Source organism: Burkholderia sp. S171 (assembly GCF_009766085.1).
GTDB lineage: Bacteria > Pseudomonadota > Gammaproteobacteria > Burkholderiales > Burkholderiaceae > Caballeronia.
Genome location: NZ_LMUF01000042.1, coordinates 132,207 through 147,717, shown reverse-complemented (window position 1 = coordinate 147,717; position 15,511 = coordinate 132,207). Strand labels below are relative to the sequence as shown.

Below are 15,511 nucleotides of genomic sequence, written 5' to 3'. Positions count from 1 at the left end.
AATGACGTGCTGCCACGCACAGTGGCTAACAGTGATAAAGAGAAAATCCGACTCTCGCAGACCGCTAACCCCGACAGCACCACCTCAGCACTGACCCCGACCGCTAACCCTGCAACCGAGCACCCCGACCACTAACCCCAAACCCGCCAAAACCCCGCCAATATCCCTCCCTACCACCCATAAAACCGCTCCCACACCACCACCTCACCATCCTCCGAGCGAGCATGATAAACGGGAAATTGCGCACCAGTAGCGCAAGCATGATTCGGCATGATCAACAGCCGCGTTCCAACCGGCAAATGGACCGAGATATCCCTGTCAAGGCGGTCCACATTCGCGAGAATGCCATGCTCCTGATTAGCGCCCGTGAGCATACAACCATCGAGCGGTGCGCCATCGAGCGTGCAAGCCTGTCCGTAACCGTAGTCATGCGCTTGCTTCGCCGTGCCGCGATCACGGCTCATCGCCATCCAACCCGCATCGAGGATAGCCCAGCCCTTATCGACCTGATGACCTATGACCGTCGTCAAAACGCTGAGCGCCAGATCGCCGGCCACACAGACGCCAACATTGCGCATGACCAGATCAAAAAACACATACACGCCAGCCCGCACCTCCGTGACGCCTTCAAGATGCTGCGCCGCGAGCGCAGTAGGCGTGGAACCGACGCTCACCACATCGCAGGGCAGACCGGCGTCGCGCAACCGCCCAGCGGCACGCACGCAACCCGCGCGTTCCTGTTCCGCCAGCGCCGCGAGCGCGTCAGGCGTATTGAGATCGTAGCTCGACCCCGCATGGGTCATCACGCCACCAAGACGCGCGCCATGGGGCTCACCATGAGGCGCGCCATCTCCATGCAGGATCCGCCCGATGTCGAGCAACCGAGGTTCATCGGGCTGCACGCCGGAACGATGACCATCGGTATCTACTTCGATCCACACCTCAAAGGTTTCGCCCTGAGCGCGGCCGAACTCGGCAACAGCTTGCGCGGCCTCGAGGTTATCGACGATCAGTTTGAGATCGCATCCCTCGCGCCGTAACGTCAGCGCGCGAGGCAGTTTCGATGCAATGATCCCCACCGCGTACAGGATGTCGCTGAAGCCTGCCGCGAAAAACTGCTCGGCTTCCTTGAGCGTCGACACCGTGATGCCGCGGGCACCCGCATCGCGCTGCGCCTGCGCAACTTCCACACACTTGGTCGTCTTCACATGCGGCCGAAACGCAACACCAAGCGTATCCATCCGGCTCTGCATGCGGGCAATATTGCGCTGCATGCGCAACCGGTCGATCAACGCGGCAGGGGTCTCGATCTGATCCAGAGTCATGATGTGGCCGTTCCCTTAGATGAGTTGAACCCGCGCAGCCAAGGCAGCAACGCGTCGAGCGTAGGTGCTTCGATCTCAGGCGCTTGCGCACCTTCCACGAGTTCAAGACCCACGCGGTTATGCCAGTAAGTGCGCAAGCCGGTCGCGGCCGTACCGAACATGTCGTAGCTCGAACCGGCGACGAACGCCGCGGCTTTCGCGTCGACCTTCAAACGGTCGAGCGCCAGCTGATACGGCCGCGGGTCAGGTTTGTAGAAGCCCGCGCTTTCGGCGGTCACGATCACGTCCCAGTCGATATCGAATAAACCGGCGGCCTCCTCGCCGAGGCGCTTTGAACAGTTCGTCACGATCGCCAGCCGGCAATGCGGCGCGAGCTTGCGCAGCACTTCTTTCGCGCCGCTCCAGGGCGCGAGTTGCAGCCATTGCGCTTCCAGCACGCGGGCGGCTGACTCACGCAAGCCGACCTGCAACGCAGCCTGGCGCACGAGTTCCTCGTAGGGAACGTAAGCGCCGCATCCGTAGGTCAGCGCCAAATATTCCGCGCGCCAGGCGCGGCCAGCGGTTTCACTGCCGGCTGCACGGTTCCACAGGGTCCATGAATCGAGGAGGGCGGTCAGCAGGTCGAACAGCACCGCTTTCGGATAAGTTGGGGTAGATTGATTTGGCATGATGGAAGCGACTTTACTGATGAAACTCTAAGCTGTGTTTAAATTCAGCCACATCTATCCTTAAGCAAAATTGAACGATGGAACTCGCTGACCTTAGGCTCGTCACCATGCTCGCGCGCTCGGAATCCTTGAGCGCGGCGGCGCGCGTCCTGAACGTGACGCCGTCGGCGCTCTCCATGCGGCTCAAGAAGCTTGAGAAGGCGCTGGGTGTAACGCTGGCTACCCGCGATGCCCGGCATATGTCGCTGACCGCGGACGGTGCAAGACTGGCGCGCGAAGCGCAAGGGTTGCTGAGCGCTATCGAAGCACTGCCGGATACCTTCCGTGATCAGACTGCACAACTCGCCGGACATATTCGGATCGCCGCGCCATTCGGTTTTGGACGCGTGCATATTGCGCCGCTGCTGGCTCGCTTCGCCCGCGCGAATCCGGGGATTCGCCTGCAACTTGATCTGCTCGAAACGCCCTGGCCCCACAGCCATGCCGCCGATATCGTGATCCAGATCGGCACCGTCCGCGACTCGTCCTGGAGCGCGCGGCCATTGCTCGCGAATGAGCGCTGGTTATGTGCGAGCCCGGGTTATATCGCGGCACGTGGGTATCCGCGCGAGCCGCGCGAGATACTGGAGCACGACTGCATCTGCATCCGCGAAAACGATGAGGACGTGACGCTCTGGCGCGTTCGCCGTCGAAGGTCGGACGGGGGCAAAAAACCGTCGTCACCCACCACGCTGCGCGTCACGCCGGCGTTCACCACGAACGATGGTAGCGTTGCGCGCCGTTGGGCGGAAGAGGGCCTGGGACTCGTGCTGCGCTCGCAATGGGATGTGGCAGACGCGGTCGCAGCGGGCAAGCTGGTGAGGTTGCTAAGCGAATGGGATTTCGGCAGCGCGCCGGTCATCGCACTGGTGCCTACGCGCAAGGGGCGTTCGCTGCGCATCCAGGCGTTGTTGAGTTATCTCGCGGCGAATATGGGCGCGGAGACTGCCGGTTAGAGGACGAAAGGACGAAGGGTCGCTGACGCAGACGCTTGACGTTTGCGTTCCGGTGGACTTTATAATCGAATTCAAATTATCGCGTGCCGGGTCGTTCGTCACGCTTCAAGGAGTGAGCGCATGAAGTATTCGAACCTCGTCGGGCGCCTGCAAGGCAAGCGCACGGCTGCATGGGAAATCCACCACGCCGCGCAGCAGGCTTTGCAGAATGGCGAGGACGTCATCATCCTGAGCGTTGGCGATCCGGACTTCGCGACACCCGAAGTGATTGTCGATCGTGCGGTGGCAGCGCTACGGGCCGGCGACACGCATTACGCGGAAGTGATCGGGCGCGAGCCGTTGCGTGCAGCCATTGCGCGGGATCACGCGCGCGAGACAGGCACGAGCGTTGACGCGAACAATGTGATCGTGGTCGCGGGCGCGCAGAACGGGCTCTTCGCTACGTCCTTGTGCCTCTGCGAAGCGGGCGACGAGATTATCGTGCCCGAGCCGATGTACCTGACCTACGAGGCCAGCGTCCGGGCATCGGGCGCCACGCTGGTTCCCGTGGCCGTTGATCCGGCGCGAGCATTTCATCTGGACTGCGCAGCGCTTGAGGCGGCCATCACGCCGCGTACCAAGGCAATTTTCTTCGCTACGCCGTGCAACCCGACGGGCGTGGTAATGCCGCGTGAAGATCTTGAACGCATCGCCGAATTGGCTCGCAAGCATGATCTTTGGATCGTCTCCGACGAAGTCTATGCGGACCTGACTTTCGAGCGCGAGCACGTCAGCATTGCTTCGCTTGCAGGGATGGCCGAGCGTACTGTGACGATTGGCAGCCTGTCCAAGTCGCATGCCATGCCCGGTTGGCGCGTGGGCTGGGTGATCGGGCCGCAGACGTTAATCGAACATCTCGGACGGCTTGCGCTTTGCATGCTCTACGGCTTGCCGGGCTTCATTCAGGAAGCGGCGTTGACCGCACTCGAGAACCGGGCGCAGATCGTGGCGGATATGCGCGAGATTTATCGGCGGCGGCGCGACGTCGTGTTCAATCGTCTTCGTGATGTGCCCGGGCTGCATTGTTTGTTACCCGAGGCAGGCATGTTCATGATGGTCGACGTGACTGGCACGGGCCTTGATGCGTACGAATTCAGTTGGCAGTTGTTCCGCGCGCAAGGCGTTTCCGTACTCGATGCCTGTGCGTTCGGCGAGACGGCGAACGGTTTTGTGAGGCTGGGTTTTGTCGTCGATGAAACACGGCTTGCGCAGGCTTGCGATCGCATCGCGGCGTTTGTTGGGGGCCTGAAGCAGCCTTGACCGTCGGGGAAACCCGGTCGCTGCCGTGAGCGTGTCTGCGCCTATCGACCGGATGCCTCGCCCAAGACAGGATTTCATTGTCGGGGCTATCCGATCCGCGCTCAATACGGTGATCGGGCAGGGACTTTGAGCTGCGACGATCGCTTGCACAGCTCAGAGAACTGACCGCGCCGGTCCGCGCCCGTAAATAGAATGAAATTATCGAAGATCGCGCCCTAAGTGAGATTTTTTCTCAGCCGACGGTTCCTATACTGGAGCACAACAGGAATCGAGCGGACACGGGGAGAAACACGATGGACACAAGCAGCGTGGCGGTGGACTTCGATCGTCAATTGACGCAGTGGCGACACCACTTTCATCGCGCACCCGAGACGGGTTTCGAGGAACACGAGACGAGTACCTTCGCGGCGCAGGTGCTTGAGGGCTTCGGGCTTGAAGTGACGCGGGGTATCGGCGGAACGGGATTTGTCGCGAGCTTGTCCTGCGGCGATGGTCGCGGTGTGATCGGTCTGCGTGCGGAGATGGACGCGCTCAACATTCATGAGCAGGCACCGGAGCGCGATTACGCGTCCGTTCGTGCCGGCAAGTCCCACGCTTGCGGACACGATGGTCACATGAGCATGGTGCTCGGCGCGGCGAAGCTTTTATGCGAGCGGCGCGATTTCAACGGGACCGTGCGTTTCATCTTCCAGCCCGCCGAGGAACACGGCAAGGGCGCGAAGGCGATGATGGCCGACAAACTGTTCGAGCGGTTCCCTGTCGATGAAATCTATGGTGTTCACAACATCCCAGGCTTGCGAGCGGGATTCATCGCAACGCGGGCTGGCGGCATCATGGCGAGTGAGGATAATTTCGTTATCCGTATCAATGGTCGAGGCGGTCACGCTGCAAGACCGCACATGACCATTGATCCCATTGTGATTGCCGCAGAGATCGTGCTGGCTTTGCAGACGGTTGTATCGAGGAGTGTCGACCCCGGCGTGCCCGCGGTGGTCTCCTGCACGGAGCTGTTCACCGATGGTATTCGCAACGCAATTCCCGGACAGGTGATCATCAAGGGCGATACCCGCAGCTATACGCCTGACGTGCAGCGCCTGCTCGAAAGCAAGATGCGCAGCATCAGCGAGGGTATTTGTGCGGCTCATGGCGCTGAATGTTCGTTCGAATACACGCATGAGTTTGTCCCCACGGTGAATACGCCGGAATGCGTTCCGACAGCGATAACGGCCGCGACAGCGATCGTGGGAGCCGCGAACGTGGACGGCGACGTGGCCCCAATGATGATCTCTGAAGACTTTGGCGCGTTCCTACAGGTGGTGCCCGGCAACTTTGCGTTCATCGGCAATGGCGCTGAGGGCGAGCCGGGTGCGACGCCGCTTCACAACGCCCGCTACGATTTCAACGACACCGTCTTGCCCATCGGCGCGCGGTATCTCGCGGAAATCGTGCGCACGAAACTGCCGGTCGTTGATAGCTATAACCCTAACCAGAACGAGAGGAAAGTTTGATGCTGCAACATAACACCAGCGCGCGCCGGGGGCGTTACGACGAATCGCTTCGCGACATCCTGAACGTTCAAGCCGCCGATGAAAGCCGCGCGTGGTTATCGACGTGGGATGGATTGAATGCCGGTCCCACACCGTTGTGGGATCTGCCGGATCTTGCTGCCCGGCTGGGCGTTGGATCGATCAGCGTGAAGGACGAAGGCCATCGTTCCCCGCTTGGCAGCTTCAAGGCGCTAGGTGCACCGATTGCGCTGATCCGTTTGATTCGACGCCTATGGCCTGAGCAGGACTTCGTTCCGGCGAAGTTAACCGCTGGGCATTACAAGGCGCTGCTGCAGGATTTCACGGTCATTAGCGCGACCGATGGCAACCACGGCCGTGCATTGGCTGCAGCCGCGCGCAGTATTGGTTGCCGATGCGTGATCGTGCTGCATCGACACGTGAACGATGAACGGCGACTCTCCATAGAACAGTTAGGCGCGCAGATCGTACAGATCGACGGTAACTATGACGAGTCGGTGAAAGAGGCCGCACGCCTGGCAGATGAGCATGGCTGGCACGTCGTCTCCGATACCTCGTACGAGGGCTACAAAGCCATCCCGCGCGATGTGATGCAGGGATACGGGACGATCGCAGCGGAAGCCATCGAGCAAGGTAGCGAAGGTCTTTATACACACGTGTTCATTCAGGGCGGCGTGGGCGGACTGGCGGCCGGTGTTGTCAGCTATTTTGCCGAGCGTTTCGGCGAGCGGCGGCCGCTGTGCGTGATTGTCGAGCCGGACCAGGCAGACTGTCTATTTCAAAGCGTGCTGCAAGGGCAGGCGGCGCATGCTACCGGCTCCGTCGACTCGATCATGGCTGGCCTTGCTTGCGGAGAGACGTCGCCGCTGGCGTGGCGTTTTCTGGCCGTTCTCGCCGATGCCTTCATGACCATTCCCGACAATGCCGCTATCGAAGCCATGCGGATCTTCGCCCAGGGCGCTGAGCGCGATGTGCCTATCGCGGCGGGGGAATCGGGAGCAGCGGGTCTCGCGGGGCTTATCCAGGCGTGCAGCAGCGCGGAAGATCGCGCTGCACTCGGGCTCGATGAACGCTCGAACGTACTCCTACTGAACACAGAAGGCGCTACCGCGCCGGCGTTGTATGAACAGTTGGTTGGTGTCCATGCCGACGACGTGCTAAAGGCGCAGCGACGTCGTCAACCCGCTTAGGCGACCACCGTGACCGCGGGGTCGGCTGCAGCGAATGCCGCTTCGCGATCAGCAGCAGGCGGATAGATCCACTCGGTGCAAATCTGCCGCTTGAGCGCCTTCGCCTCGGGGCCGACGAGCTTGATCTGACGATCCCAGCCTTCGGTATAAACCGCGCCCCACGAGCCGAGATCGAGACACGTCACATAGACCGGCTGCCGATAAGGCAAAAGCTCTGCGCCGACCAGATCAGCCGCCACGTTGTGGCCCGCGAACCGGCCCATGTTCATCGCGTGCTGGCATGACATGAGTGCGTGATTTCCCGCGTCGTCGGTAGCGGCGAAGGCGACATCGCCAGCGGCGAAGATGTCTTCCGTTCCCGATACCCGCAGGTCCGAATCCACATGCAAGCGCCCGAACCTGTCGCGCTCGGCGTCAAGTTTTTTCGTGAGCACGTTGGCGCGCATGCCCGCTGTCCAGATCACCGTCTTTGCATCGATACGTTCGCCGGTCGATGTCACGATTCCTTCGCTGTCGATTGCGTTCACCGCAGTGCCCAGACGCAGCGTGATGCCGAGTTCGGTGAATGCCTGCTCAATCACAGGACGGGGACCCAGACCAAGATCCGGGCCTACTGCATCGGCTTGTTCTATCACGATCACGTTGACGGACGCGTTGCTTCCCAACAGGGACCGCAGACGTTCCGGAAGCTCAGTCGCTATTTCGATGCCCGTAAATCCGCCGCCCACCACAACCACGGTGTTGCGCGCCGGCGTATCAGGTTGATCGGCGAGCTTGCCAAGATGCGCTTCGAGAAGCGCAGCGTCCTCAATCTGGTCGATGCTGAACGCGGCCGTAGCCAGTCCCGGAACCGGAGGGCGAAAGAGCGAACTTCCGCTCGCCAGCACCAGCTTGTCATACCGCACCGTGAATGCATTTCCGTCCGCGCCGACAGCCTCGACTTCGCGCGCTGCCGAACGAATTTCGCTGACGCTGCCCTGGATAAAGCGAATCCCGGTTGCCTCGAAGAGCGGCAACAAGGGTGCTTTCATGCCAAGCGGATTGGACTCGTGAAGACGCGGCCGGACATGCAGCATGGGCTCGGGCGCGATCAAGACCACTTCGATCTTCTCTCCCGACTTGTTTGCGATGTCCAGCAGACGAGCAGCACCCAACGCGCTCCACATACCGGCGAAACCGGCGCCGACTACCAATATTCTCTTGCCGCTATCAGTCATTTCTAGTTCCATTCATTGATCAGGTCATTTAACTCGATGCCATGCGTCGTGCTTGCAAGACGAAAACGAGAGGAAGTTTTTGTCATGGGCATAACTACGACTATAGATGTCGTAGTTATATTTGGCAAGTGCGTACTTCGTCGATCTGTTTTTCGGATGATTGTGGCAAACCAGATTACATCTCCACAATATCGAGCTTGATATAGCGCGTATGCGATAAATTAGACGAGACGTGCCGATTCACGTTGCTCGTTATCGGCTGATTGCATAGAATGTAGGAACTAGGATTTACTGAGTCGGAGATGGAATGAGTCACATCAGTTCGGGCGTCGAATACGCGCTGCACTGCCTTTTGTATTTAACCGACGCGCCCGCCGGCGTGGGAGAGGCGAGCGTGCGTGACCTGGCCGAGTTGCAAGGGTTATCGGTTGATTACGTCGCAAAGCTTTTCACCAAACTTCATAAGGCGGGATTGACCGTCGCCACAGAGGGGGCGCGTGGGGGATTCACGCTCGCGCGACCTGCTGAACGGATCACTGTGCTTGACGTTGTGCAGGCAGTCGACGGTCCGAAACCGCTTTTTGATTGCCGCGAAATTCGCTCACGCTGTGCGATCTTTGGCGATACCGCGCCCAAATGGGCGACGAGCGGCACGTGCTCCATTCACGCTGTGATGCTGGACGCCGAGAAGCGCATGAACGAGGTGCTTGAAGCGGAGACGCTGGCGAGTCTGGCGGTGCGAACGGTCGCAAAAGCGCCGCGCACCTACCATACCGATATCGTCAACTGGATCGACAATCGGGCGAGCCGTTAACTCGGTATGGAATGAGTGAGTGGGACGGCATTTTCGGCCCGCGCGGGCTAATCTGAGAAGCCGTTTTCGAAGGTCTTGCGCAGGTAGGAAACAAACGCGGTCACTGCACGCGGCACGTGTGACGCGTAAGGCCGGACGATATAGAGCTGTTCGGCGAACCCGCCCTTGGGTTGCCACTCCGGGAGTACCTTGATCAACTGCCCGGCGCGCAGCGCAGCTTGCGCGCTGAAATCGGGTAGCAGCGCAATGCCGAGATCGTCGAGGGCAGCGTCGCGCAGGGTCTCGCTATTGTTCGCAGAAAACGGCCCGTTGATCGGCACGGTCACGCGCTCGGCCGCGGTCTTTCGTCCCGTTGCGCGTTCGAACGTCCAGGCGGGCGCCTCTTGCGCACGCGGATAAAACAGGCAGTCATGCGCGGCCAGATCTTGTGGGGAGGCGGGCGTGCCGCGCCGGCGCAGGTACGCGCGCGTCGCCACGATCACCGAGCGCGTTGCGCACAACGTCCAGGCCACATGTGTTTCCGGCGCGGCGGTGCTATGGCGAATCGCGAGATCAAAGCCTTCGCTGGCGAGCGAACTGATGCGGTCCGACACTTCAAGCTGCACGCGTACCTCCGGATTCGCCCGGAGAAAGGCCGATAGATGCGGCACCAATTGCTGCCGCGCGAACGCGACCGGGGCGGTGATGCGCAGCTCGCCACGAGCGATACCCGCTGAGTCGCGCACGCCCGCAAAACTTTGCGCAATTCCCTCATATTGATCGCGGGTTTGATCGACCAGATGCTGCCCCGCCTCCGTCAGCCGCACGCTGCGCGTTGTGCGCTGCACCAGTGACACTCCCGCAGCGCGCTCGAGCTCCGCAATCCGCTGGCTCATGGCTGCCTTGCTTACGCCCAGCCGCGTGGCGGCGCGCGTATAGCTGCCTTGCTGCGCGAGAATCGTCAGCCAATAGAGGTGGGTCCAGAGCGCCTCGACGCGTTGCGTTTCCATATCTTCATTGTTCACCATAGAAAACAATCATTTTAATCATAGCGCCTTTGCAGACACGTCTGATGTTCTTACACTCTGAAGACTCCCATCTCATTCAGGTGTCACATCATGCAAAGCTTCAGCGATCGCGCGGACGTCGGCCACTTTATCCAGGGGCGCCGTGTTCCCGGCACGGGCACGCGGACCCAGCCGATTTTCAATCCCGCGACCGGTAAGGAAGCACGTACGCTGCGTCTGGGCGATGTCGCCGATGTGGACGCCGCTGTCGCCGGCGCAAAGAAAGCGTTTGTGGCTTGGAGCGAGACGCCGCCCATCCGGCGCGCGCGCGTCATGCTGCGTTTTCTGGAGCTGATGAATAAACACCGTGACGAGCTCGCCGCGATCATCACCGCCGAGCACGGCAAGGTGTTCAGCGACGCGCAGGGCGAAGTGTCGCGAGGTATCGATGTAATCGAATTCGCTTGCGGCATTCCGCAGCTTTTAAAGGGCGACTATACCGAGCAGGTATCCACGGGTATCGACAACTGGACGACGCGTCAGGCGCTTGGCGTGGTGGCTGGCATTACGCCGTTCAACTTCCCGTGCATGGTGCCGTGCTGGATGTTCCCGGTCGCTATCGCTGCGGGGAATTCGTTTGTGCTGAAGCCGAGTGAGCGCGATCCGTCGGCTGCGTTGTTCATGGCGGGGTTGTTGCAGGAAGCCGGTCTGCCCGATGGCGTGTTCAGTGTTGTGCAAGGCGACAAGGTCGTGGTCGACGCGCTGCTCGTGCATCCCGATGTGAAGGCCATCAGCTTTGTGGGTTCAACGCCGATCGCGAATTACATTTATCAGACGGGGGCGCAGCACGGCAAGCGCGTGCAGGCGCTTGGCGGCGCGAAGAATCACATGGTCGTGATGCCGGATGCGGATATCGATCAGGCTATCGATGCACTGGTTGGTGCGGGTTATGGCTCGGCGGGTGAGCGTTGCATGGCGATTTCGGTGGCCGTGCTGGTGGGTGATGTCGCTGACAAACTGATTCCGCGACTGGCGGAGCGGGCACGCACGCTGATCGTGAAGAACGGCATGGAAGCCGATGCCGAAATGGGCCCGATCGTCACGCGTCAGGCGTTGGAACGCATTGAAGGTTATATCGCGCTGGGTGTGGAGGAGGGTGCTTCGCTGGTCGTCGATGGACGTGGTCTGAAGGTGCCGGGGCATGAAGAAGGCTTCTTCACGGGCGGTACGTTGTTCGATCACGTGACGCCTGAGATGCGGATTTATAAGGAAGAGATTTTCGGGCCGGTGCTGGCGTGTGTTCGGGTGAAGGATTTCACCGAAGCGGTTGATTTGATCAATGCGCATGAGTTTGGTAACGGTGTTGCGTGTTACACGCGTGACGGACACATTGCGCGCGAGTTCGGACGGCGGATTGAAGTGGGGATGGTGGGAATCAATGTGCCCATCCCCGTGCCGATGGCTTGGCACGGGTTCGGTGGCTGGAAGCGTAGTCTGTTCGGCGATATGCACGCCTACGGCGAAGAAGGCGTGCGGTTTTATACACGGCAAAAGTCGATCATGCAGCGGTGGCCGGAAAGCACGGAGAAGGGCGCTGAGTTCGCGATGCCTACGGCGAAGTGAGCGTATGTGTCGCCGATGGTGATCGCAGCCGCCGCGTAATTTGAGCAGCGGTTGCGGGCCTTGCGGTCTCGTCGATTGACCGGGCAGTCGTTTGTCCGACCGAAGGTTAATAGACGCGCGATCAGGCCGGACGTGCCCAATCATCTTTTACCGGACCGCCTTTGCTCGGCGGCTTGACCGGCGATGTCGCACTCGGTCTGACGGATTGTTGGGTGTTCACCGTTTGCGGTGCGCTGCGACGCTTGACGGCCTCGTCGTCGATACCCGCAACACTTAGCGAGCTGTCCCGAACGTCGACCCTGACCGGATCGGTCTTCTTCCACTGCTTCTTCGGCAGCACCAGTTTCCACTTCGAATCCCGCCCGTCATCACGGAAGAACGCGACGATGCCGACGTACTCCGCGTCGTCGCTCATCGGCTCACTGATGCTGGCGTTTGCGTTAGGCCGAAGCACGAGATCCGTCGTGGCGAGCAGGTCGGGTTTAAGCGCATCCATATCGTTCGTCTGCAACTGCGCGTAGTCGAGTTGATCGAACGCTTGCGGCGACTTCAGTTGGTAGATTCGCACCACGGTCGAGAGCGATTGCCCGGCGCCGCTTGTATTCGACGATGATCGACTGACGAAGTCGAGGTTCATGGTTTTCACCTGCGTGGTGAACGCCCATTTCGCTGCGTCCACTGTCCCGGTTTTCACGGACTGGGCCACGCCGCAGCCCGCAAAAGTAAGCACGGCACAGACCGCGGTGGCGAGTTGCGTCTGTCGGATCATCGTGGGATTCATGCTTGCGTTCCAGTGTTTTAATGTGTTGTACGTGTGTTCGCGGTTCGACCATTCCATATGCCAAGCTGCACACGCGTGATGGCACCCGTTTCGTAGGGTCGCTTGACCTGTTGCAACTGGCTTGTGTAGCCGAGTCGAACTTGATCGGAAGCGATATCCACTCGTGGCATCAGGTCCGGCGAGACGTGCATCTCCAGATGCGCGTTCGCTTCGTAGCCGAGATAGAAGCTCAGCAGCGCCATGACTTCGCTGTGCATTTGATGGCCGGGCGTCAGGCCCAATACCGATTCGGTTGTCGTTGGTGCGATCACGACGCGCGCGCAATTACCGCGATCGTAGAAACCGCGTCCGAGTACACAGTTTTCACCCAGCGCAGTTGGCTCAAACTCGTTTAACTGAATCCAAACCGGATGGAATTCGGTGACCGTGATTGTTGCGTCAGGCACGGCGTGTTGCAGCACGCCAGCGAGACCTTCCGCTGTGCGCGTGCGCTGACTGGCGAGCCCGAGCATTGAGAGAAGCTTGCGCGTACCCACTGTCTGCTCGATCGCCGGGTGCCCGATCCCCAATCCGACAAGGCTAAGCAGGTAGCGCGAGACGTCATCCGTACCGCCTTTTGCGAAGCCTGCCGGGAATCGATACCTGCGCCACGCCCGATAAAACTGCGTCGCGATCCGGTGATGGAACATGTCCAGAAAGCCCGACAACGATTCAGCGCCGTCGCGGTTCTGCGCGACTTCATCGATGAAGTACGAAGGCATGCGGGCGTCGACGCCGTACAGTCCCAGAAACGTCGTGCGGATAGCCGGAGGTTTCGATCTGTCGTCGTAATCGAATTCGACCGCATCGATTTCCTTGCCCGGAAACCCGAGCCGAGCGCGCGAGCGAAAGCGTACCGGTTCGTTTGCTAGTGAGTCGGTCGAGCCAAGCGAGGGCAGAGAGGGCGCGGCGAGTTCAATCAACTCACAAAAGCGCATGAAGTTCATGCGTGTCGCGTCTTGCAGCAAAGCGGGCAGCAGCACGCGCTCCACCCGTTCACTAAGCACTGGAAACTCTCGATGAGGCGCGTTCAAAACGGTGCGCCTTCAGCTTTGTTATCAGGCCACGTAATGCGGCGCCCACTCGGCAACGAAATGACCACCAGCTTCGTATAGATATTCATCGTCGCGTACAGCGCGAGGAAGCGGTTGAGCATTTCGCCGAACAACGCGAGATCACCATCGCCCGCAAACTTGTCGCTGTTAAGCGTGACTTCGATTTCCACACCCCGCAGCAAGCCACCCTTGACGAGCTTTTGCAGCAGCCGATGTTTGACATCGATAATCGCATCGATACGCCGCCGGTTCAGCTCTCCATCGGTCCAGTCGTAGAGCGCGAGACTGCCGCGCAGGATCTCTGCATCCAGCAAAGACAGATAGTTCGGCGCCAGATGCGAGAGCACACGCCAATGAAAGCGGTCGCCTGTGGGCGGATAGACGGGCAAGGTCGGCGCGGTGAGGTTTCTCACCGAAGCCACGTTTGTAAAGCCGCCGCGTGTGCGGTTGATGCTTGCTTCGCGCAGACCTTTGCGTGGCAACATGCCGTTCGTGCCCGTCACCGAGAGTGATAGCGTTTCCTCGGGCAGCGTGGTCTCGCCTTCCCACGCATGCCCGCCCAGTACAACCCAAGTGTCGAACCGCCCTGACGGTCCCCGTCGTGAACGGGTATGGAAGTATCGTTCGGGCATCTCATGGCGCAACATGCCGCCGCGATGCCTGAACGACGCAAATGGCGCGTACTCGAAACGCGAGCCGTTCGAGGTTTCAAAGCCGACGAGGGAATCGACCGAATACGCTTCCACGAAGTCACCGCGAGCCTTCACCGTGTGCACGCGATACCAGGAAGCCCATACGGTTTCTCAGCTCAAGGGCTCGCCTCCGGGTTATGTCGGTTATGGACAAGGTGGCGTGCTCACGGAAGCTGTGCGCCGGCGCCCTTACAGCGTGATCCTGCTCGATGAAGTTGAGAAAGCGCATCGCGATGTCTTGAACGTTTTCTATCAAGTATTCGATCGCGGTTTCATGCGCGACGGTGAAGGACGTGTGATCGACTTTCGCAATACGGTGATTGTGATGACATCGAATCTGGGCAGCGAACTGATCATGGCTGCGCAGGAGGCTGTGGTCGAAGCCGGCGGTGAGGTCACCACCGGCATGCTGATGGAGGCAATCAGGCCGACGCTGATCGAACACTTCCAGCCGGCGCTGCTCGCCCGCTTTCAGACGGTTGTGTACCGGCCGCTCTCTTCCGAAGCAATGACCACGATCGTACGCATGAAGCTTGCGAAGGTGGCGCAGCGCATCGAGCGTAAGTTCAATGTGCCGCTGATCTGCGATGACGCACTGATCGGCGAACTCGTGCGCGCGTGCCAGTTGCCGGATTCGGGCGCACGCAATATTGATAGTCTGCTCGACCAGCAGATCCTGCCCGTGCTTTCGCGGGAGTTGCTGGCGCGGGTTGCACAAGCGAAGACGCTTCATGCGGTCAGGTTGTCGTACTCGGACGAAACCGGAATCGCGGTGGATTTCGATGAGGCACTGGGCGATCTTCCCACGGCATCGATCAGCGAAGAGATCGCGCCATGACGCGCGGCGGTCCTGGACTCTTTGAAGTGGTGACGGGGCATTTTGCGAACGGCGATCCTATCGGTTTGCACGATAGGAACACGCAAACGTTCCTGTCGGTCCGGGACAATATCCAAAGGATTCTGAACAGCCGTCGAAATAGCCTGGCGCACTTGCCCGATTACGGGCTGGGCGATTTGTCGAAGATTTATCGACACATGCCGGCTTCGGCACACACGCTTCGGCGTGAGATTGAAGGCACGTTGCTCAAGTACGAGCCGCGTCTGAAATCGATCGACATAGCGTTCGCCGATCCAGAGGAGGGCATGCTGCTCAGTTTCACGATGACCTGTGAATTGCACCAGGGAGGACTTGTTCGCTATGGCACGTATTTCACGCCAGAGGGACAAGCCCGGCTTACGACGCGTGAGGACGTCGACCGGTAGCAGGTTTCTATTGCGCGTCACGCAGGGCAGGGAAGTAC

At 60.1% G+C, this 15,511-nt stretch carries 14 protein-coding genes and 2 pseudogenes; 9 read left to right on the top strand and 7 right to left on the bottom strand.

Annotation, left to right across the window (positions count from 1 at the left end; translation table 11 throughout):
• Positions 1–170 precede the first annotated feature (170 nt).
• Together GSQ93_RS23020 and GSQ93_RS23015 are read right to left on the bottom strand one after the other, a co-directional pair.
• Complete coding sequence (locus GSQ93_RS23020; RefSeq protein WP_158937944.1) at positions 171–1,325, bottom strand: DSD1 family PLP-dependent enzyme; 1,155 nt, start codon at positions 1,323–1,325, stop codon at positions 171–173.
• The gene (locus tag GSQ93_RS23015) at positions 1,322–1,993 is read right to left on the bottom strand and encodes an HAD-IA family hydrolase (protein WP_158937943.1); all 672 of its coding nucleotides are present in this window, start codon (positions 1,991–1,993) and stop codon (positions 1,322–1,324) included. The genes GSQ93_RS23020 and GSQ93_RS23015 overlap by 4 nt, the downstream gene beginning before the upstream one ends.
• 77 nt (positions 1,994–2,070) lie before the next feature.
• Here GSQ93_RS23015 and GSQ93_RS23010 point away from each other — a divergent pair, with 77 nt between their 5' ends.
• The 4 genes from GSQ93_RS23010 (at position 2,071) to GSQ93_RS22995 (ending at position 7,003) form a co-directional block, all read left to right on the top strand.
• Positions 2,071–2,988, top strand: a complete 918-nt coding sequence (locus GSQ93_RS23010) for a LysR family transcriptional regulator (protein WP_158937942.1) — start codon at positions 2,071–2,073, stop codon at positions 2,986–2,988.
• 120 nt (positions 2,989–3,108) lie between these two features.
• Complete coding sequence (locus tag GSQ93_RS23005; RefSeq protein ID WP_158937941.1) at positions 3,109–4,287, top strand: pyridoxal phosphate-dependent aminotransferase; 1,179 nt, start codon at positions 3,109–3,111, stop codon at positions 4,285–4,287.
• A gap of 293 nt (positions 4,288–4,580) precedes the next feature.
• On the top strand, positions 4,581–5,795 hold the full coding sequence (locus GSQ93_RS23000) for a M20 aminoacylase family protein (protein WP_158937940.1): 1,215 nt from the start codon (positions 4,581–4,583) through the stop codon (positions 5,793–5,795).
• Positions 5,795–7,003: a diaminopropionate ammonia-lyase gene (locus GSQ93_RS22995; RefSeq protein WP_158937939.1), complete on the top strand. Its 1,209-nt coding sequence runs from the start codon at positions 5,795–5,797 to the stop codon at positions 7,001–7,003. Before GSQ93_RS23000 ends, GSQ93_RS22995 begins: the two co-directional genes overlap by 1 nt.
• On the opposite strand, the gene GSQ93_RS22990 is transcribed toward GSQ93_RS22995, so the two are convergent.
• Positions 7,000–8,220, bottom strand: coding sequence for an NAD(P)/FAD-dependent oxidoreductase (locus tag GSQ93_RS22990; protein WP_158937938.1), 1,221 nt, complete (start codon positions 8,218–8,220; stop codon positions 7,000–7,002). The genes GSQ93_RS22995 and GSQ93_RS22990 overlap by 4 nt on opposite strands.
• A gap of 307 nt (positions 8,221–8,527) precedes the next feature.
• Between GSQ93_RS22990 and GSQ93_RS22985 the strand changes: the two genes are divergently transcribed.
• Positions 8,528–9,034, top strand: a complete 507-nt coding sequence (locus GSQ93_RS22985) for an Rrf2 family transcriptional regulator (protein ID WP_158937937.1) — start codon at positions 8,528–8,530, stop codon at positions 9,032–9,034.
• A 47-nt stretch (positions 9,035–9,081) separates the two neighbouring features.
• Here GSQ93_RS22985 and GSQ93_RS22980 read toward each other — a convergent pair whose 3' ends face one another.
• Positions 9,082–10,023: a LysR family transcriptional regulator gene (locus GSQ93_RS22980; protein ID WP_158937993.1), complete on the bottom strand. Its 942-nt coding sequence runs from the start codon at positions 10,021–10,023 to the stop codon at positions 9,082–9,084.
• 108 nt (positions 10,024–10,131) lie between these two features.
• On the opposite strand from GSQ93_RS22980, the gene GSQ93_RS22975 reads away from it, so the two are divergent.
• Positions 10,132–11,643 (top strand): CoA-acylating methylmalonate-semialdehyde dehydrogenase, encoded by a 1,512-nt coding sequence (locus GSQ93_RS22975; RefSeq protein ID WP_158937936.1) that lies wholly within the window; start codon positions 10,132–10,134, stop codon positions 11,641–11,643.
• A gap of 121 nt (positions 11,644–11,764) precedes the next feature.
• Here GSQ93_RS22975 and tssJ read toward each other — a convergent pair whose 3' ends face one another.
• From tssJ to GSQ93_RS22960, 3 genes and pseudogenes are all read right to left on the bottom strand, one after another.
• Positions 11,765–12,424: a type VI secretion system lipoprotein TssJ gene (tssJ, locus tag GSQ93_RS22970; RefSeq protein ID WP_254073997.1), complete on the bottom strand. Its 660-nt coding sequence runs from the start codon at positions 12,422–12,424 to the stop codon at positions 11,765–11,767.
• A 17-nt stretch (positions 12,425–12,441) separates the two neighbouring features.
• Positions 12,442–13,410: a type VI secretion system baseplate subunit TssG gene (tssG, locus tag GSQ93_RS22965; protein WP_158937991.1), complete on the bottom strand. Its 969-nt coding sequence runs from the start codon at positions 13,408–13,410 to the stop codon at positions 12,442–12,444.
• An 83-nt stretch (positions 13,411–13,493) separates the two neighbouring features.
• A pseudogene (locus GSQ93_RS22960) lies at positions 13,494–14,336 on the bottom strand (type VI secretion system baseplate subunit TssF); the annotation flags it as partial.
• Between the two features lie 13 nt (positions 14,337–14,349).
• On the opposite strand from GSQ93_RS22960, the pseudogene GSQ93_RS38755 reads away from it, so the two are divergent.
• The 3 genes and pseudogenes from GSQ93_RS38755 to tssE form a co-directional block, all read left to right on the top strand.
• A pseudogene (locus tag GSQ93_RS38755) lies at positions 14,350–14,628 on the top strand (AAA family ATPase); the annotation flags it as partial.
• Positions 14,617–15,048: a hypothetical protein gene (locus tag GSQ93_RS38750; protein ID WP_367889775.1), complete on the top strand. Its 432-nt coding sequence runs from the start codon at positions 14,617–14,619 to the stop codon at positions 15,046–15,048. The pseudogene GSQ93_RS38755 and the gene GSQ93_RS38750, both read left to right, overlap by 12 nt.
• Positions 15,045–15,473, top strand: a complete 429-nt coding sequence (gene tssE / locus GSQ93_RS22950; protein WP_158937934.1) for a type VI secretion system baseplate subunit TssE — start codon at positions 15,045–15,047, stop codon at positions 15,471–15,473. Before GSQ93_RS38750 ends, tssE begins: the two co-directional genes overlap by 4 nt.
• Positions 15,474–15,511 lie beyond the last annotated feature (38 nt).